We start from the raw sequence: 17,848 nt of genomic DNA, 5'->3' as shown, positions 1-17,848 counted from the left end.
GCTGTCACGGTTCGTGAAGAACGCCACTTTGGGCCGGTAGGTGTGCAAGGGGCGCGTAGCCTCGCTACTTATGAGTACGACTTCCTCGGACCCGCTCGCCGCTCTGGGCGCCCTGCCAGGGGTGACCGATGCGGTGGACTCTGTACGCAAGGCCGTCGACCGGGTCTATGGGCACCGTGTCATGCGGCGTCGCAGCAACGAGGTCACCGCCGAGGCAGCCCTGCGTGGCGCCCGGGGTTCGGCTGCGCTCTCGGGCGCCGACTGGAACCTTGAGGAGGTGCGCCGCCGCGCCGACTTCAGTGCTGACAGCGAGGCGCACGTGATCGGTGCGGCCCTGCGTCTGACGGCCGAAGCGGGCCAACTCCTTTCCATCTGGCGGCAGTCGCCTCTGCGAGTTCTTGCGCGACTTCATCTGGTGGCGGCAGGTGGCGCGGCGCCCGAGGACGCGGTCGGGCGGCCCCGGCTGGCGGACGAACCGGTGGATGAGCCTCTGATCGAGGCGCCCCTGCCGAGCGCCGGCGAGGTCGCGGGGCGGCTCGAAGGGCTCAGCGGACTCATTCTTTCGGGGAGTGCGGCGCCCGCTCTGGTGACGGCCGCTGTCGTGCACGGCGAACTGTTGGCGCTGCGCCCCTTCGGCTCGTACAACGGCCTGGTCGCGCGGACTGCCGAGCGGATCGTGCTGATCGGGAGCGGGCTCGACCCGAAGTCGATCTGCCCGGCCGAGGTCGGTCACGCAGAGCAGGGGCGGGCCGCTTACGTCGCCGCGTTCGAGGGATACCTGGCGGGTACGCCGGAAGGTATGGCCGCCTGGATCGCGCACTGCGGGCGGTCCGTGGAACTGGGTGTCCGGGAATCGACCGCCGTGTGCGAGGCGCTTCAGCGGGGAGCCGCGTAAAGCGCAGTGCTGCGTGGGGGGCGGCGCGGGGCGGTGGCACGGGAGCCGGCGCGGCTGGTTGCTGCTGTGATGGCTGACCGGCCGGTGCGGCGCTTCGCGCCCGCCTTGCGTGGTGGGGGTTGTTTGACGCCCGGTGGCAAGGGTTGCGGCGGTACCGAATTCGGTACCGCCGCTGGCATGTCCGCCCAGTTACCAAGCGTCCTCGATATATGCCCATCAGGTCGGGTACTTTGCCCGTTCCTGGTGCGGCTGGCCCGTAATCGACGGGTCGACGTCGCGTGGGTGCCCGGCTTTCATGCGCGGTCCGTGGGGCCTTCTCTGCGTTACAGGTCATCCTCTCGGACGTCCTTGGTCTCGCGGGCCGTTGAGTCCTTTGTACTCCAGGGGTCGGGTGAGCGGAAGTGCTGGCTGTACTTCTTTACTTTTAGGTTCAATTACGGACTAGTTGGTTCAAACGGGCAAGGGTGGCGTTGTGGTGGCACGACGCCGGGCGGTGTACCAGACGATCCCGGCCGTGATGGCTGCTGCGCCCACCGCCGCAGCAGCCATCAGTGCCGGCCGTGGCGGCATCGAGAGTGTGGGCAGGCGTTGCTTGAGTCGGACCGGGCGGTCGAAGACGAGAATCGGCCATTCCCTCAGGGTCGCCTCGCGCCGCAGTGCGCGGTCCGGATTGACGGCGTGCGGGTGGCCGACGGATTCCAGCATGGGTACGTCGGTGGCTGAGTCGCTGTATGCGTAGCAACGGGCGAGGTCGTAGCCCTCGGACACGGCGAGAGCCCTGATGGCCTCGGCCTTCGTCGGTCCGTACGCGTAGTACTCCACCTCGCCGGTGAAGCATCCGTCGTCGCCGACGACCATGCGGGTGGCGACGACGCGGTCGGCGCCCAGCAGCTCACCGATCGGTTCCACCACTTCGGCCCCGGAGGTCGACACGATGACCACATCGCGTCCGGCGGTGTGATGTTCCTCGATGAGGGTCGCCGCTTCGTCGTAGATGATCGGGTCGATCAGGTCGTGCAGGGTCTCGGCGACAATTTCCTTCACCTGCTGCACGTTCCAGCCCTTGCAGAGCGATGAGAGATATTCACGCATCCGCTCCATCTGGTCGTGATCTGCGCCCCCGGCGAGGAACACGAACTGTGCGTACGCAGTGCGCAGTACAGCGCGGCGGTTGATCAGTCCGCCTTGGTAGAAGGACTTGCTGAAGGTCAGTGTCGATGACTTCGCAATGACCGTCTTGTCCAGGTCGAAGAAGGCGGCTGTGCGCGGCAAGAAGCGGTTTTCCACAAGGCAGAGCATAGGGGCCCACCATTCGGCGTAAACCCCGGCGCGTGGGTTTGCCTGAGAAGGCCCTCGGGTACACCATGGAAGTCACGGATCGTTCGCGACCGTGCTAACCCGGTCCGACTCCTCCCCCCCCCCGAGTCGGCCGTGGGGACGACCCCCGCTCTCCCCCCCGGCGGGGGTCGTCGCATGTCCGGACGCGGTTCTGTCGCTCGGAATCACACACTTCTCCTCCTTTTCGGCCTTCATGGCCTGCATTCGTGGGCGACTCCGCTCAGCATGCATCGTCACGGTGCGTCACGGGGCGGTTCCTCTCGGAAGTCGCCGGTTTGAGCGACGGAGTTATTCACAACGGTGGAGTTGTCCACAGTTCTTGAGCAAGATCCACACGATTTTCCGAAGCACTGCACCGTGATTCCACCCGTGAAGTCCACGGGTTCCGGAATCACCGTTCTCGGAAGGCTCCGAGAACGCCGTGAACCGCGGTGAAGGTGAGCGAAGAAGGGGGCGGAGATCGTGGCTGAATCCAGTGCACGGGATCGTCTGCCGGCTGGCGAGGCCCGACGGGGCGGACCGCTGATTGTGACCGAGGATGTGGAACTGCTCGACGATCTGCTGAGGCTGTGCGCAGCCGCCGGAGCGGAGCCCGAGGTCCATCACACGATGCCTGACCGCCGAGGGGGATGGGAGCAGGCCCCCATGGTCCTCGTGGGGGACGACGCGGCGGTTCGGTGCCGCGGGGCGGCCCGCAGGCGCGGAGTGATGCTCGTCGGCCGCGATCAGGATGCTCCCGACGTGTGGCGCAGGGCCGTGGAGATCGGGGCCGAGTACGTGCTGCGCCTGCCCGATTCGGAGAACTGGCTGGTCGATCAGATCGCCAACGCGGCTGAGGGGATCGGCCGGCCGGCGCTGACCGTCGGGGTGATCGGTGGCAGGGGTGGTTCCGGCGCGTCAACGCTGGCCTGTGCGCTGGCGGTGACTGCGGCGAGGGCCGGGCGGCGGACGATGCTGATCGACGGCGACCCCTTGGGCGGGGGCATTGATGTGCTGCTCGGCGGTGAGCGGGCCGAGGGAATGAGGTGGCCTGATTTCGCCCATTCCAAAGGGCGGGTCGGTGGCGGCGCGCTGGAGGAGTCGCTGCCCGCCCTGCACGGACTGCGGGTGCTCAGCTGGGGTCGTGACGACTGGGTGGTCATCCCGCCACAGGCCATGCAAGCGGTGATGGGCGCCGCGCGCCGGCTCGGCGGGGTGGTGGTCGTGGATCTGCCGCGGCGGGTCGACGAGGCCGTGGCCGAGGCCCTGGCGCAGCTGGACCTCGGGCTCCTCGTGGTGCCCGGGGAGCTGCGGGCGGTCGCTGCGGCGAAACGGGTGGCATCGATGGCCGGAATGGTTCTGGAGGACCTCCGCGTGGTGGCGCGAGGACCGTATGCCTCCGGGCTCGACGACCAGTGGGTGGCGCACGCCATGGGGTTGCCGCTCGTTGGTGAACTCCCCTTGGAACCGGGGCTGCTGGCCGAGCAGGACATGGGGGAGCCGCCCGGAGGAAGCCCCCGCGGGCCGCTGGCCAGGTTCTGTACGGCCTTCTGGGACCGAGCCCTTGCGGGCGAAGCGGCCGGTGGCCAGGTCGTTGGGGGTGCGTCATGACCGAGGCGTTGCTCGACGCGGTAAGGCAGCGGCTGGCGCAGAGCGGTGCGGCGCCGACTCCGGCGGGGGTGGCGGCTGCGCTGAGGGCGCAGGGGAGGCTGCTCGGGGATGCCGAGGTTCTGGGCGTGGCCGATGAGTTGCGCGGGGAGCTGATCGGGAGCGGTGTGCTGGAGCCGTTGCTCGCCGATCCGGCGGTCACGGATGTACTGGTGTCCGCGCCCGACCGGGTGTGGGTGGACCGGGGCCGCGGGCTCGAACTCACCGCGGTGACCTTCGTGGACGCGGCGGCGGTCCGCAGACTGGCGCAGCGGCTGGCGGCCGTCGCGGGGCGGCGTCTGGACGATGCCAGGCCCTGGGTGGATGCCCGGCTGCCGGACGGGACCCGGATGCATGCCGTGCTGCCGCCGGTCTCCGTCGGATCGACCTGCCTGTCGCTCCGGGTCGTCCGGCCGAAGGCCTTCTCACTGGAGGACCTGGTCGCGGCGGGGACGATCCCACCGGGCGGCGACCGAGTGTTGCGGGCTCTGGTGGAGGCCCGGGTCTCGTACCTGATCAGTGGCGGGACGGGGGCGGGGAAGACAACGCTCCTGTCGAGCATGCTCGGCGTGGTGGGGGAGCGGGAGCGCATCGTGCTCGCCGAGGACTCGGCCGAGCTCCGGCCGGACCATCCGCACGTGGTGCGCCTCGAATCGCGCCCTGCCAATCAGGAGGGTGCGGGGCGGGTGACCCTTCGGGATCTGGTGCGTCAGGCCCTTCGTATGCGTCCCGACAGGCTGGTCGTCGGAGAGGTGCGAGGTGCCGAGGTCACCGAGTTGCTGGCGGCCCTCAACACGGGGCACGAGGGCGGCTGCGGAACTGTTCACGCCAATGCCGCCGAGCATGTACCCGCCCGGCTGGAGGCGCTGGGGACCGCTGCGGGGCTGGACCGGACGGCGCTTCACAGTCAGCTGGCGGCGGCGTTGTCGGTGGTGGTCCATCTCGTGCGGGACCGGACCGGCCTGCGGAGGATCTCCGAGATCCACGTACTGGAACGCGATGGAGCGGGGCTGGTGGTGACCGTTCCGGCCTTGCGCCGGGTAGCCGCCCGTTTCGAGCGGGAGCGGGGCTGGGACCGGCTGCGGGCGCTGATCGGGGACGCACGGTGAGCGGTACGGCGGTGGGGGCGCCGGAGGCGGTGGTTGCGGCCGCGCTGTGTGCGGGGGCGGCTGCCGGGCTCGTGGTGGCCGGGCGGAGTCAAGGGCACCGGAGAGCCCGTGCGCTGTTCGGTCCCGGGATGGTGCAGTCGCCGCTTCGTGAGGGCTGGGCGAACGGCCGGATCCGGTGGGGAACGCGGCTGCGGGGGCGACGGGAGTGGCTGTGCGTGCCGGTGGCTCTGGTTCTGGCCGTCCTCGGCGAGTCCGTGCTGCCGTTGATCGCGGGGGTGGTCGCGGCCCCCGTTGTGAGGCGGTGGCTGGGGAGAAGGGAGTTGCGCAAGGAGCGGGAGCTCCGTGCAGACGGGGTGGTGGACCTGTGCGGCGCGGTGGTGGGCGAGCTGAGGGCCGGGCACGAACCGGGGCAGGCGCTGCTTGTCGCGGTCCATGCCACGGGGGCACTGGGCGCGGCAGGGCCCGGGGTGTCGGCCGCGGCGCGGTTCGGCGGCGATGTTCCCCGGGCCCTGGGGCAGGCGGCGGGCGAGCCGGGCCTGGAGGGCCTCGCGGGAGTGGCGGCCTGCTGGCGGGTGGCAGCGGACGGCGGTGCGGGGCTCGCCGCCGGGCTGGACCGGCTGGAAGGTGCGTTACGGGCCGAGCGGCGTCAGCGGGAGGAGCTGAGGGCGCAGTTGGCCGGGCCGTGGTCGACGGTCGTGGTGCTGGCACTGCTGCCGGTGCTGGGAGTGGGGCTGGGATCGGCACTCGGGGCGGATCCGCTGGCGGTGTTGCTGCACAGCCCCGTCGGGCTGGGCTGTCTGGTGGTGGGCGCTTCGCTGGAAGCGGCCGGGCTGGTCTGGGCGACTGGGATCGTCCGCAAGGGAGAAGCGGCGTGAGCGCCGTGCTGGGTGAGGTTGTCCACAGGGTGGGGGCGGCGGCGCTGGTGCTGGGCGTGTGTGCCCAGACCGCTCTCGCTCTGGGCCGGCGCCGGACCGGGCAGCGGGTTCGCCGGCGCGGTCTGACGCTCCTGGCCGTGAGCTCTTCCGTTCCGGTGTCCCTGGGCGGGCGTGCGGGCCTGCTGGGAGGGCGCCCGGGGCGGATGCGGTTGCCGGTCTCCGTCGCCGGTGCCAGGCAGGGGGCGGCCGCGCTGGGCGCCCTTCTGACGGGCTGGATCCTGGTGGGCGGACCCGCGGGGTGGGTGGTTGGACTGGCGGCGGCCTGCGGTACCTGGAGATGGCAGCGGGCGCGGCTCGGACAGGCACCCCGAGCTGCTGCCGAGGCGGCGACAGCAGCGGAGGCGACGCGTCAGCTTCCGCTGGCGGCCGATCTGCTGGCGGCCTGCATCTCTGCGGGCGCCGGTCCGCGCGAGGCGGCCGAGGCGGTCGGGGAGTCGCTGGGCGGGCCGGTCGGCGAGCAACTGGCGCGTACGGCAGCGGAAATCCGGCTCGGTGGTGATCCTGCCGTCGCCTGGGGGAGGTTCGGGGCGATACCGGGAGCTGCCGCCCTGGCGCGCTGCCTGGACCGGGCCGGGTCGACCGGCGCTCCTGCGGCCGAGTCGGTGGCCCGGCTGGCCGAGGTCATGCGGGCCGAGAGGACGAGCGCGGCGGTGGCGCGGGCCCAGCGGGCGGCCGTTCTGATCACCGCGCCCCTCGGGCTCTGCTTCCTGCCTGCCTTTCTGACCGTGGGCGTGGCGCCTGTGGTGATCGGGCTGGCGGGAGGGCTGCTACAGCCTTGACGGCCATAAAGATCCTGGTAAGAGCAATTTCTCCATAGATATCGGTTAATCGGGGGTTTGAAGTGAAGCGGTCAATCATGTGCTGGGTGCGAACCGTGGCACGCAAAGTTCGGGCGGACACCGGAATGACGACGTCGGAATACGCGGTCGGAACGATTGCGGCGTGTGCGTTTGCCGCGGTGCTCTACAAGGTGGTCACCAGCGCGCCGGTGATGGCACAGATGCAATCGCTGCTCAAGGACGCGCTCGATGCGAAGTTCTGAGGGCGGAGCCGGAGCGGTACAGGGCTTCGGGGCAGGGGAACGGGCCGTGCGGAAGAGACGCGCCAGAGAGGGAGCCGGGCCCGCCGGGCGGGGGCGTGACAGGGGCGCGGTGACGGCTGAGGCGGCCATGGCGATTCCGGTGATAGTGATCTTCGTGCTCGCCCTCCTGTGGGCGTTGATGGCCGCCTCGGGCCAGATCCGGTGTGTGGACGCGGCGCGGGCCGGTGCCAGGGCGGCAGCCCGCTCCGAACCGGAGGCGCAGGTGAGGGAGGCGGCCCTGTCGGCGGCACCTGAGCGGGCCCGGGTCGAGGTGGAGCGGGCCGGGCAGCTGTGGCGGGTCACCGTGGCCGCACCGGCTCCGGGTCCCGGGCCGCTGGCCGTGACACTGAGCGCGGAAGCTGTGGCGGCGACCGAGGACATGGGGGCCCAGGACATGGCCGGGGTCGAGGACATGGCCGGGGTCGCGGCCGGGGGCACGGTGGCGGCTGAAGGCATTGCGGGGGTGGCGCCATGACGGCGGGGCCCGGTTCGCGAAGGACGGCCCGGGCCCCGGGCCGGCTCCGGATGTGCGGGAGGACGGGGGATCAGGGGCTGGCGACCGTGTGGGCGGCCGTGACCACGGCGACGTTGTGTGTCGTCTTCGCCGTGGTGCTGGCTCTCGGACAGGTGGTGGTGGTCCGGCACCGGGCCGCGGGCGCGGCAGACCTGGCCGCGCTCGCCGCGGCGGACCGGGCTCTGGAGGGAGCCGCTGTCGCCTGCGGGTCGGCCCGGGACGTGGCAGCGGCTCAGGGGGCGGAAGTGGTGCGGTGCGCCGTCCAGGGGGAGATCGCCGATGTGACGGCCCGGGTGCGCCGTGGGCCGTACGCACCCGAGGTCAGGTCCCGGGCGGGTCCGCCGACGGCGGCGCCCGTCAGCCGCTCGGACCGTCCGGCTCCACCGGGCCGGGCGGGGCGGACCGGAGGAGTTCCGTGAGCAGGCGGACGGCGCCTCGTTTGTGCAGGGGTTCGTTGCCGTTGCCGCACTTGGGGGACTGGATGCACGACGGGCAGCCCGCTTCGCACTCGCAGGACGCGATCGCCTGGCGCGTGGCGGTCAGCCAGGCACGGGCGGTGTGGAAGGCGCGTTCGGCGAAGCCGGCGCCGCCGGGGTGGCCGTCGTACACGAAGACGGTCGGCAGCAAGGTGTCCGGATGCAGGGGTACGGAGACCCCGCCGATGTCCCAGCGGTCGCAGGTGGCGAAGAGCGGCAGCATCCCGATCGACGCGTGCTCGGCGGCGTGCAGCGCGCCGCCGAGGATCTCCGGGTTGATCCGTGCGGCGTCGAGCTGGTCCTGGGTGACCGTCCACCACACGGCCCGGGTGCGCAGGGTGCGGGGCGGAAGGTCCAGTTTGCTCTCGCCGAGCACCTCGCCGGTGATCAGTTTGCGACGGAGGAAGGAGACCACCTGGTTGGTCACTTCGACGGAGCCGTAACAGAGCCTTCCGTCTCCCCAGGGGATCTCGGTGTCGGTCTCCAGGACGGTGATGGCCGTGGTGTCGCGGGCGGTCGTCGAGTACGGCGGACTGGCCTCCTCGACCAGGGCGACCGAGTCCTCCAGGTCCAGTTTCCTGACCAGGTAGGTGCGGCCCTGGTGGAGGTGGACGGCGCCTTCGTGGACGGCTGTGTGCGCGGCCGACTCGTCGACGGTGCCCAGCAGCCTGCCGGTGCCCTCCTCGACGATCTGGACGGGGCGCCCGCCCTCGCCCCGGATGTCGGTGAGGTCGGCGGCCCGCTCGCGCCGGGTCCAGTGCCAGCCCGAGGCGCGTCTGCGGAGCAGCTTGGCGGCTTCCAGCTGCGGCAGAAGCTCGGCCACGGCGGGACCGAAGAGGGCCAGATCCGATTCGGTGAGCGGTAGCTCCGCGGCGGCGGCGCACAGGTGGGGAGCCAGGACGTAGGGGTTGTCCGGGTCGAGGACGGTGGACTCCACGGGCTGCTGGAACAGCGCTTCGGGATGGTGGACCAGGAAGGTGTCCAGCGGGTCGTCTCGGGCCACCAGGATGGCGAGGGCGCCCTGGCCTGCCCGGCCGGCGCGGCCGGCCTGCTGCCACAGCGAAGCCCTGGTGCCGGGGTACCCGGCGATGATGACCGCGTCCAGGCCGGAGACGTCGATGCCGAGCTCGAGGGCGGTCGTGGCGGCGAGGCCGAGCAGGCTGCCCGAGTGCAGTGCGCGCTCCAGGGCGCGGCGTTCCTCGGGGAGGTAGCCCCCGCGGTAGGCGGCGACCCTGGAGGGCAGGGACCGGTCGACCTCGGCGAGGCGTTCCTTCGCGATGACGGAGATGAGCTCGGCGCCACGCCGCGAGCGTACGAACGCGACGGAGCGCACGCCCTGCACGGTCAGGTCGGTGAGCAGATCGGCGGTCTCGGCCGTCGCGGTACGACGCACGGGGGCGCCCTTCTCGCCCGACAGCTCGGTCAGGGGCGGCTCCCACAGGGCGAAGACCAGTTCACCCCGAGGGGAGGCGTCGTCGGCGACCTCGGTGACCGTGAGGCCGGTGAGACGGCCGGCCGCGACCGAGGGCTCCGCAGCGGTGGCCGAGGCGAGGAGGAAGACCGGATCGGCTCCGTAGCGGGCGCACAGGCGGCGGAGCCGGCGCACCACCTGGGCGACGTGCGAGCCGAAGACACCCCGGTAGGTGTGGCACTCGTCGATGACGACGTAGCGCAGGGCACGCAGGAAGGAGGACCAGCGGGGGTGGGACGGGAGTATCCCGCGGTGCAGCATGTCGGGATTGGTGAGCACGTAGTTGGCGTACTGGCGTACCCATTCGCGTTCTTCGACCGGGGTGTCGCCGTCGTAGACGGCGGGGCGGATCCCGTTGCCCAGCGGGGCCGCCAGTTCCTTCACCGAGCGTCGCTGGTCGGCCGCCAGGGCCTTGGTGGGGGAGAGGTAGAGCGCGGTCGCCCCACGGCCGTTGGGGGCTTCGGAGCCGTCCAGCAGGGCGCTGAGGACCGGGGCGAGGTAGGCCAGCGACTTTCCGGAGGCCGTGCCGGTGGCGATCACGACCGACTCGCCGTCCAGGGCGTGCTCCGCCGCGGTGGCCTGATGGGCCCAGGGATGATCGATGCCGGCGTTCTGGATGGCGGCGATCACTTCCGGGCGGATGCGATCGGGCCAGATGGCATGGGTTCCCGCGCGCGGGGGCAAGTGCTCCGTATGAGTGATGCGCGAGGACCGGCCCGCCGCAGCGGCGAGCCGGTCGAGAACCACGTCGGGAGAGGGGCGGGAGCCCCCGTTCCCGGGTGGTTCGCTGGGGCGGTGATTCTTGGCCATCGGCACCGAGTGTGTCACTGGCAGGACGGACAATGGTCCCAAGGCGTCGTGCATGGCTGCCCGTAAGTGATTGAATGCCATCGCGGCTGGCGATCCGTCCCCTGGCTCCGCCGGGGAGACCGAGGGGCGACCGCTCGATAGCAAGGTGCTGGAGGATCCGTGGACCTGTCCTTGTCGACTCGCAATGTGTCCGGCCCTGGTGGCGACCGTACGGTCGTCGAGGTCGGTGGCGAGATTGATGTGTATACCGCGCCCAAGCTGCGCGAGCAGTTGGTCGAGTTGGTGAATGACGGCAGCTACCACTTGGTTGTCGACATGGAGGGTGTCGACTTCCTCGACTCCACCGGCCTCGGCGTGCTCGTGGGCGGTTTGAAGCGTGTGCGGGCCCATGAGGGCTCGTTGCGCCTGGTGTGCAACCAGGAGCGCATTCTCAAGATTTTCCGGATCACCGGTCTGACCAAGGTGTTCCCCATCCACACCACGGTCGATGAGGCCGTGGCGGCCACCGACTGACGTCCCGTCCGCGGTCGGGCCGGCTCTGCAGCCGGTCCGGCGGTGGCCGGCGCGACAGCATTTCCGCACCAGGACGGCCTGGGCGGCGGTAGCCGTTCATCGGTGACCGGTGACCCCGGTCACTGGTGTCCGGCATCGTTCCGTCACCCGTTCGGCGGTATGCGGCCGACATTCGTCGGTCGGCGACGGCCGGTCGTCATGCGATCGGTCAGCGGTCGGAACAGTGGTCCGGCGGTTGTCGGACTGCTGAACGGTTGTCGGGCGGTGTCCGCCGGCCGACGGATCAGCGGCTTCGCAGACAGAGCTCAGGAGTACCGGGCCGCTGGCCCGGCTCCTGTGGATGCAGTTACGTACGTTCGAGGGGGATCGCATGGCCACCGTTGAACTCCGCTTCAGCGCCCAGCCCGAACACGTCAGAACGGCCCGCCTCGTGGCGGCTGCCGTGGCGCGCCGGGCCGGGGTCGACGAGGCAGTGCTCGACGAGGTCAGACTCGCCGTGGGAGAGGCCTGCAGCCGCGCGGTCGGGCTGCACCGCAGCCACGGCATCACGGCTCCCGTCACGGTCGTCCTGATCGAGGACGAGAAGTCCTTCTCCATCGAGGTCGGTGACGAGGTGCCCGGCCCGGGTGCCGACGGCTCCGTGCCCGGCGTCTCGGGGCGACGCGACCTCGCGCCCGGCGTGGGACCGGACGAACCGGAACCGGACGCCGACGGCGACGGTGAGGACGAGATGGGTCTGGCGGTCATCAGCGGTCTGGTCGATGACGTGGAGGTCAGGTCCGGTGCGGACGGCGGAGTGATCCGCATGAGCTGGCCGAAGACGCCTGTCACCGTTCTTCCCTGAGGCGGCTCGGGTCCCGGGGTGGTTCAGCCACCCCGACGGCGTAGTCGGCCGGCCCTGATCCAGTTTTCCGAGGCCCTGCTGAGCAGGGCCTTTTTCGTTTCCGCGCCGCCGGTGATCCTCCGGCACATGCATCTGTCCCATTACTGCATTCGGTCCATGCGGGGATCTCGATCAATTGCCGTTCGGTGGATGAAGAGCAATTGCATTTACCGCGCACTGTTTTGATCGTGTTCCGCTCCCTACAATCCGTCCACGTCTTGAGCGCTGAGCGTCAAGGAGGACGTATGGCGGGGTTCGGCACCACACCACTGGCAGAACTGACGCAGTTTTCCGCACTTTCCGACCCACCCACCACTCTCGCGGCCGCGGTACTCACCGATGACAACCGCATCATCGTGATCGTCGTCGCGGTCGTCGCCGTCGCCGCACTGATCGTCGCCCAGCTGCTGGTGCGGCAGGTGCTGGCGGCGGGTGAGGGCACCGAGCGCATGAAGGAGATCGCGGCCGCGGTCCAGGAGGGTGCGAATGCCTATCTGGCACGACAGTTGCGTACGGTCGGCGTATTCGCCGTCGTGGTCTTCTTCCTGCTTCTGCTGCTTCCGGCCGACAACTGGTCGCAGCGCGCAGGACGTTCGGTGTTCTTCCTGGTCGGTGCGCTTTTCTCGGCAGCCACCGGATACATCGGCATGAGGCTGGCCGTACGGAGCAATGTCCGGGTGGCGGCCGCCGCGCGTGAGGCGACCCCTGCGGAAGGCGAACCGGAAAAGGATCTCACCGCCGTTTCGCACAAAGCAATGAAGATCGCTTTCCGTACGGGCGGCGTGGTCGGCATGATCACCGTGGGGCTGGGGCTCCTGGGCGCCTCCTGCGTGGTTCTCGTCTATGCCGCCGACGCGCCGAAGGTGCTGGAGGGCTTCGGGCTCGGTGCGGCGCTGATCGCGATGTTCATGAGGGTCGGCGGAGGCATCTTCACCAAGGCGGCCGATGTCGGCGCCGACCTGGTCGGCAAAGTGGAACAGGGCATCCCCGAGGACGACCCGCGCAACGCCGCCACCATCGCCGACAACGTGGGCGACAACGTCGGGGACTGTGCGGGCATGGCGGCCGATCTCTTCGAGTCGTACGCCGTCACGCTGGTCGCCGCCCTGATCCTGGGCAAGGCCGCCTTCGGCGACTCGGGCCTCGCCTTCCCCCTCATCGTGCCGGCGATCGGTGTGGTCACCGCGATGATCGGGATCTTCGCGGTCGCCCCGCGCCGCTCCGACCGCAGCGGAATGACCGCCATCAACCGCGGCTTCTTCATCTCCGCCGTCATCTCGCTGGTGCTGGTGGCCGTCGCGGTCTTCGTCTACCTGCCGTCCTCGTACGCGGAACTGGACGGGGTCACGGATGCGGCCATCACCTCGCACGGTGGGGACCCGCGGGTCTTCGCGCTGGTCGCCGTTGCCATCGGCATCGTGCTGGCAGCCCTGATCCAGCAGCTGACCGGCTACTTCACCGAGACCAGCCGGCGCCCCGTCAGGGATATCGGCAAGTCCTCACTGACGGGGCCTGCGACCGTGGTGCTCGCGGGCATCGCCATCGGCCTGGAATCCGCCGTCTACACCGCGCTGCTGATCGGGCTCGGCGTCTACGGAGCGTTCCTGCTGGGCGGTACGTCGATCATGCTGGCGCTGTTCGCGGTGGCGCTGGCCGGTACCGGGCTGCTCACCACCGTCGGTGTGATCGTCGCCATGGACACCTTCGGCCCGGTCTCCGACAACGCGCAGGGCATCGCCGAGATGTCCGGTGATGTCACCGGCGCCGGCGCGCAGGTCCTCACCGACCTGGACGCCGTGGGCAACACCACCAAGGCCATCACCAAGGGCATCGCCATCGCCACGGCGGTTCTGGCGGCAGCGGCGCTCTTCGGCTCCTACCGGGACGCGATCGCCACCGCGGTCGACGATGTCGGCGCCTCGGCCGGGGAGCTGGGGCTGAGTCTGGACATCTCCCAGCCCAACAACCTGGTCGGCCTGATCCTCGGCGCAGCGGTGGTGTTCCTCTTCTCCGGCCTGGCCATCAACGCGGTCTCCCGTTCGGCGGGCGCCGTGGTCTACGAGGTACGACGGCAGTTCCGTGAGCATCCCGGGATCATGGACTACACGGAGAAGCCGGAGTACGGGCGCGTCGTCGACATCTGCACCAAGGACGCGCTGCGCGAGCTGGCCACCCCCGGTCTGCTGGCGGTGCTGGCGCCCATCGCGGTCGGCTTCACCTTCGGTGTCGGGGCACTCGGCTCGTACCTGGCGGGCGCGATCGGCACCGGAACGCTGATGGCCGTCTTCCTCGCCAACTCCGGTGGTGCGTGGGACAACGCCAAGAAGCTCGTCGAGGACGGTCACTACGGCGGCAAGGGCAGTGACGCCCATGCCGCGACCGTCATCGGTGACACGGTCGGCGATCCGTTCAAGGACACGGCCGGGCCGGCGATCAACCCCCTGCTCAAGGTGATGAACCTGGTGGCGCTGCTCATCGCCCCCGCGGTGGTGCAGTTCAGCTACGGCGAGGACGCGAGCGCGGGGGTGCGCGCGGTGGTGGCCGTGCTGGCCATCGCGGTCATCGTCGGTGCCGTCTACGTCTCCAAGAGGAGGGGGATCGCCGTGGGCGAGGACGGCGGTTCCGAGGGAGGTGACGGGGAGGGTACGGCCAGGCCGGCCGACCCGGCAGCCGCTCAGTGAGCCGGATTCGGCGTGACGTACGCGGACCCTAGATGACGGAGGATCAAGAATCGGGCGGGCGCGGCATTCTGATGTCGTGTCCGTCCGTCTCTGTGTCCGCAGGAGTGGTGGAGCGTACAGCTGTTCCCGTGCTCGGGGGCTGTGTGGGTGAGTTGTATCTCCCTCATTTCCCTTGGTGCAAATGGCTGCAAAAGGCTATCCATCGGACGCCCGGCACCCGGATGGGGGGCGTTCGGCGTGTAAGTTCCGGGGCCGAGAGCCTTGGAAGGGACCAATCCGGTGAACAAGAAGCTAGCGGCCGCGCTGTCCGGCGGTGCGGTACTGGTACTTACGTTGTCGGGCTGCAGTGACGACAGCGACGACAAGGTGAACGACTGGGCCAAGCAGGTCTGTGACCAGGTCCAGCCCCAGCTGCAGAAGATCGCGAACGCCAACGCCTCGATCCAGCAGCAGACCGCCGACAACAGCAAGCCCGCCGACGTCCAGGAGACCGACTCGGCCGCCTTCCAGCAGATCTCGCAGGCGTACAAGGCGCTGGGCACCGCTGTCGACTCGGCGGGTCCGCCGCCGGTCGACGACGGCGAGACGACGCAGAAGGAGGCCGTGAAGGAGCTCAACGCCTCCTCCGTGGCCTACGCGAATCTGCAGAAGAAGGTCGACGCCCTGGACACGAAGGACCAGGCGGAGTTCGCCGACGGCCTCAAGGGCATCGCCGACGAACTGAACAAGATCAGCACCAACGGCGACCAGGCGCTGAAGAAGCTTCAGTCCGGTGAGGTCGGTGAGGCGATGGCCAAGCAGAAGGGCTGCCAGAAGCCCACGGCCTCGGCTTCGCCCTCGGCCGGTGCGTCAAAGGAGGCGGCGCCCTCCAAGGAGGCGTCCGCCTCGCCCAGCAAGGAGTCGTAGCCGGGCCCGCGAACGGCCCGGCGCCCCTGATGGGCCGCCGGGCCGCTGCCGTTGTCAGTGGGAGCCGTCACAATGGGGCATGTGAGTAAGACCAGTCTTCCCGCAGCAGACCACGCGACCCGGCTCCGCGAAGCCCTGCTCGCCGCCGCCTTCACCGCAGACGGGCTCCTCGAACTGCTCGGCGCACCCGCCTATGCCGCGCTCGCCCGCAGCGAGACGGTCCCGGCGCTGAGGGCCACCCGGGGCGACGCGCCGCTCGACACGCTCGTGCGCCTCTTCCTTCTTCAGCGCCCGGTCCCCGCCGGACGGGCAGCCGCCGTGCTCCCGCTGACGGAGTGCGTGGCGGACGGCTGGCTGACCGAGGCGGACGGCGAGGTGCGGGCCACGGTCGACGTGCGGCCGTACAGCGGCCCGGAGGACCAGGACTGGTTCATCGTCTCCGACCTGGGCTGCGCGGTGGGCGGTGCCGGCGGGATCGGTTCGCACGAGGAGGGCGTCGTCCTCGGCATCGGCGGGGCGTCCACCACCCTCGCCGGGATCACCGTCCGCAGGCCCGTCGGATCCGCCCTGGACATCGGTACGGGCTCCGGCATCCAGGCGCTGCACGCCGCACAGCACGCCACCCGGGTCACGGCCACCGACCTCAACCCACGCGCCCTCGACTTCACCCGGCTCACCCTCGCCCTGTCCGGCGCCGCCCCGGCCGACCTGCGCGAGGGTTCGCTGTACGAGCCCGTCGGCACGGAGACGTACGACCTCATCGTCTCCAACCCGCCCTTCGTCATCTCGCCCGGCGCCCGCCTCACCTACCGCGACGGCGGTATGGCGGGCGACGACCTGTGCCGGACCCTCGTGCAGCAGACCGGCGACCGGCTCAACGAGGGCGGCTACGCCCACTTCCTGGCCAACTGGCAGCACACCGAGGTCGAGGAGTGGCAGGACAGGCTGCGTTCCTGGGTGCCGCAGGGCTGCGATGCCTGGATCGTGCAGCGCGAGGTGCAGGACGTCACGCAGTACGCCGAGCTGTGGCTGCGTGACAGCGGCGACCACCGCACGGACCCCGCGGAGTACGCCGCGCGGTACGACGCCTGGCTCGACGAGTTCGAGGCCCACGGCACGAAGGGGGTCGGCTTCGGCTGGATCACGCTGCGGAAGTCCGCCGCGGCAGCCGCCGGGGAGGCCTCGATCGTGATCGAGGAGTGGCCGCATGCGGTGGAGCAGCCGCTCGGGCCGGCCATCGAGGCGCACTTCGCCCGCCAGGACTATCTGCGGGAGCAGGACGACGCGGCGCTGCTGGCCGCTCACTTCACCCTTGCCGCCGAGGTCGTGCAGGAGCAGGTGGGCCTGCCGGGGGCCGAGGACCCGGAGCATGTGGTGCTGCGTCAGAACCGCGGTATGCGGCGCGCGACGAAGGTCGACGCGGTCGGTGCCGGGTTCGCCGGCGTGTGCGACGGATCGCTGCCCGCCGGCCGGATCCTGGACGCGATCGCCCAGTTGATGAACGAGGACCCGGTGCTGCTGCGCGACCGCACCCCGCAGGCCATCCGGCTCCTGGTCGACGAGGGCTTCCTGGAGCCCCTGCCCCCGGCCGGGCGGATGGCTGGGTGAGCTGAATCGGGCCGGATGATCCGTCGGAGGCCCGATGATCCGTGGCGGGCTGGGCGAGGCCTCATCGGGCTGGACGAGGCATCTGCCGGTGTGGGGCGGCCCGCCGCCGGGCGACTGTGGGGCGCGTTCTGTGGCCTGCCTCCTGCCCCGGGCCGCCCGGAACTGCGCTGCTGAGCCCTGGGGGCGGCTCCGGTTCGGGGCGGGGCACCTCTGCCGTATGTGCCGGATGGCCTTGTCACCAGTACTTTCCCCGGAGCTTCGGCGCGGTCGCTGCTTCGGCGCCGGACTCCGGTTGGGTACTGGCCGGACCCGCGGGCGTGAACGCGCACTCTCGGGGAGGTTCCGCCGACGTCCTACGAGGGCTGATCCGGGCCCGAGTTGTCCGCGGGAGACGGCCTCCGGGGCTGGCCCCATGTCCGGCCCTCATGTCCGGCCTCCATGTCCGGCCTCCATGTCCGGCCTCCGTGTCCGGATTCCACGTATGAGTTCCATGGCTGAGGTGGCGGCACAGGGGGACCCCGCCCGTGATGTGAATTCGGCCATGGTTGCCGCGCCTGTGGTGATGCGCCGAGGGGGCGTCAGCCGTGAGGTGTCCACCACGGCCCGGCTGTTCACCCGGAGTTCGTGCCTGCGACGTTCCACGGTGGGAACCTCCCCCGAACCGGGCGGCACCGGGCGGGCGGACCGTGCCGGGCCGCGCCGGGGGGACGGGGAGGCGTACGGGTATGGAGAGCGGACCTGCTGTCTTCGCCGGAACGGTGTTCGCGCTGTTCGGCGCGGCATTGCTGCTGTGGACGGGGGCGCGCGTGCTGCGCCGTGCGCCGGTGGCGTACGGGGTGAGCCCCGTCGCCTCCACCGCACTCGCCACTGTGTTCGGCGTACTTTTCCTCGTCCTCGGGGTGTGGTGCCTCACCCGCATCTGAAACCCGATCCGGTCCGTTCCCGCCCCGGCCGGCGCGGGAACACGCCCGGGCCGGGCGCCCCGGGGGCTTCTCGTCCGCA

General features: G+C 70.6%; 16 protein-coding genes. 14 read left to right on the top strand and 2 right to left on the bottom strand.

Annotated elements, in window-relative coordinates; translation table 11 throughout:
• Nucleotides 1-70 precede the first annotated feature (70 nt).
• Nucleotides 71-895: an oxidoreductase gene (locus OG446_RS16930; protein ID WP_328894834.1), complete on the top strand. Its 825-nt coding sequence runs from the start codon at nucleotides 71-73 to the stop codon at nucleotides 893-895.
• A gap of 450 nt (nucleotides 896-1,345) precedes the next feature.
• Here OG446_RS16930 and OG446_RS16925 read toward each other — a convergent pair whose 3' ends face one another.
• Complete coding sequence (locus OG446_RS16925) at nucleotides 1,346-2,194, bottom strand: HAD family hydrolase (RefSeq protein WP_328894833.1); 849 nt, start codon at nucleotides 2,192-2,194, stop codon at nucleotides 1,346-1,348.
• A 567-nt stretch (nucleotides 2,195-2,761) separates the two neighbouring features.
• Between OG446_RS16925 and ssd the strand changes: the two genes are divergently transcribed.
• From ssd to OG446_RS16890, 7 genes are all read left to right on the top strand, one after another.
• Nucleotides 2,762-3,823 (top strand): septum site-determining protein Ssd, encoded by a 1,062-nt coding sequence (ssd, locus tag OG446_RS16920; protein WP_328894832.1) that lies wholly within the window; start codon nucleotides 2,762-2,764, stop codon nucleotides 3,821-3,823.
• Nucleotides 3,820-4,968 (top strand): TadA family conjugal transfer-associated ATPase, encoded by a 1,149-nt coding sequence (locus OG446_RS16915; protein ID WP_328894831.1) that lies wholly within the window; start codon nucleotides 3,820-3,822, stop codon nucleotides 4,966-4,968. The genes ssd and OG446_RS16915 overlap by 4 nt, the downstream gene beginning before the upstream one ends.
• Nucleotides 4,969-4,997: 29 nt before the next feature.
• Nucleotides 4,998-5,843 (top strand): type II secretion system F family protein, encoded by an 846-nt coding sequence (locus OG446_RS16910; protein WP_328898323.1) that lies wholly within the window; start codon nucleotides 4,998-5,000, stop codon nucleotides 5,841-5,843.
• Complete coding sequence (locus tag OG446_RS16905; protein ID WP_328894830.1) at nucleotides 5,840-6,682, top strand: type II secretion system F family protein; 843 nt, start codon at nucleotides 5,840-5,842, stop codon at nucleotides 6,680-6,682. Before OG446_RS16910 ends, OG446_RS16905 begins: the two co-directional genes overlap by 4 nt.
• Nucleotides 6,683-6,759: 77 nt before the next feature.
• Complete coding sequence (locus OG446_RS16900; RefSeq protein WP_328898322.1) at nucleotides 6,760-6,945, top strand: DUF4244 domain-containing protein; 186 nt, start codon at nucleotides 6,760-6,762, stop codon at nucleotides 6,943-6,945.
• Between the two features lie 127 nt (nucleotides 6,946-7,072).
• Complete coding sequence (locus OG446_RS16895; RefSeq protein WP_389256698.1) at nucleotides 7,073-7,459, top strand: TadE family type IV pilus minor pilin; 387 nt, start codon at nucleotides 7,073-7,075, stop codon at nucleotides 7,457-7,459.
• Nucleotides 7,456-7,917: an Rv3654c family TadE-like protein gene (locus OG446_RS16890; protein ID WP_328894828.1), complete on the top strand. Its 462-nt coding sequence runs from the start codon at nucleotides 7,456-7,458 to the stop codon at nucleotides 7,915-7,917. Before OG446_RS16895 ends, OG446_RS16890 begins: the two co-directional genes overlap by 4 nt.
• Here the strand turns inward: OG446_RS16890 and OG446_RS16885 are convergent.
• The gene (locus OG446_RS16885; protein WP_328894827.1) at nucleotides 7,856-10,336 is read right to left on the bottom strand and encodes a DEAD/DEAH box helicase; all 2,481 of its coding nucleotides are present in this window, start codon (nucleotides 10,334-10,336) and stop codon (nucleotides 7,856-7,858) included. The genes OG446_RS16890 and OG446_RS16885 overlap by 62 nt on opposite strands.
• A gap of 78 nt (nucleotides 10,337-10,414) precedes the next feature.
• Between OG446_RS16885 and OG446_RS16880 the strand changes: the two genes are divergently transcribed.
• The 6 genes from OG446_RS16880 to OG446_RS16855 all read left to right on the top strand — a co-directional run bounded on the left by OG446_RS16880 (nucleotide 10,415) and on the right by OG446_RS16855 (nucleotide 17,769).
• Nucleotides 10,415-10,768 carry an STAS domain-containing protein gene (locus OG446_RS16880; protein ID WP_003967428.1) on the top strand — a complete coding sequence of 118 codons (354 nt, stop codon included), beginning with the start codon at nucleotides 10,415-10,417 and terminating at the stop codon, nucleotides 10,766-10,768.
• A gap of 370 nt (nucleotides 10,769-11,138) precedes the next feature.
• Nucleotides 11,139-11,612: an ATP-binding protein gene (locus OG446_RS16875; RefSeq protein ID WP_328894826.1), complete on the top strand. Its 474-nt coding sequence runs from the start codon at nucleotides 11,139-11,141 to the stop codon at nucleotides 11,610-11,612.
• Nucleotides 11,613-11,896: 284 nt separating this feature from the next.
• The gene (locus OG446_RS16870) at nucleotides 11,897-14,332 is read left to right on the top strand and encodes a sodium-translocating pyrophosphatase (protein ID WP_328894825.1); all 2,436 of its coding nucleotides are present in this window, start codon (nucleotides 11,897-11,899) and stop codon (nucleotides 14,330-14,332) included.
• A 279-nt stretch (nucleotides 14,333-14,611) separates the two neighbouring features.
• Complete coding sequence (locus OG446_RS16865; protein ID WP_328894824.1) at nucleotides 14,612-15,238, top strand: small secreted protein; 627 nt, start codon at nucleotides 14,612-14,614, stop codon at nucleotides 15,236-15,238.
• Between the two features lie 72 nt (nucleotides 15,239-15,310).
• The gene (locus OG446_RS16860; protein ID WP_328894823.1) at nucleotides 15,311-16,846 is read left to right on the top strand and encodes a class I SAM-dependent methyltransferase; all 1,536 of its coding nucleotides are present in this window, start codon (nucleotides 15,311-15,313) and stop codon (nucleotides 16,844-16,846) included.
• A gap of 725 nt (nucleotides 16,847-17,571) precedes the next feature.
• Nucleotides 17,572-17,769 (top strand): hypothetical protein, encoded by a 198-nt coding sequence (locus tag OG446_RS16855; protein ID WP_328894822.1) that lies wholly within the window; start codon nucleotides 17,572-17,574, stop codon nucleotides 17,767-17,769.
• Nucleotides 17,770-17,848 lie beyond the last annotated feature (79 nt).

Source organism: Streptomyces sp. NBC_00236 (assembly GCF_036195045.1).
GTDB lineage: Bacteria > Actinomycetota > Actinomycetes > Streptomycetales > Streptomycetaceae > Streptomyces.
This window is presented reverse-complemented; position numbering and strand designations above follow the sequence as displayed.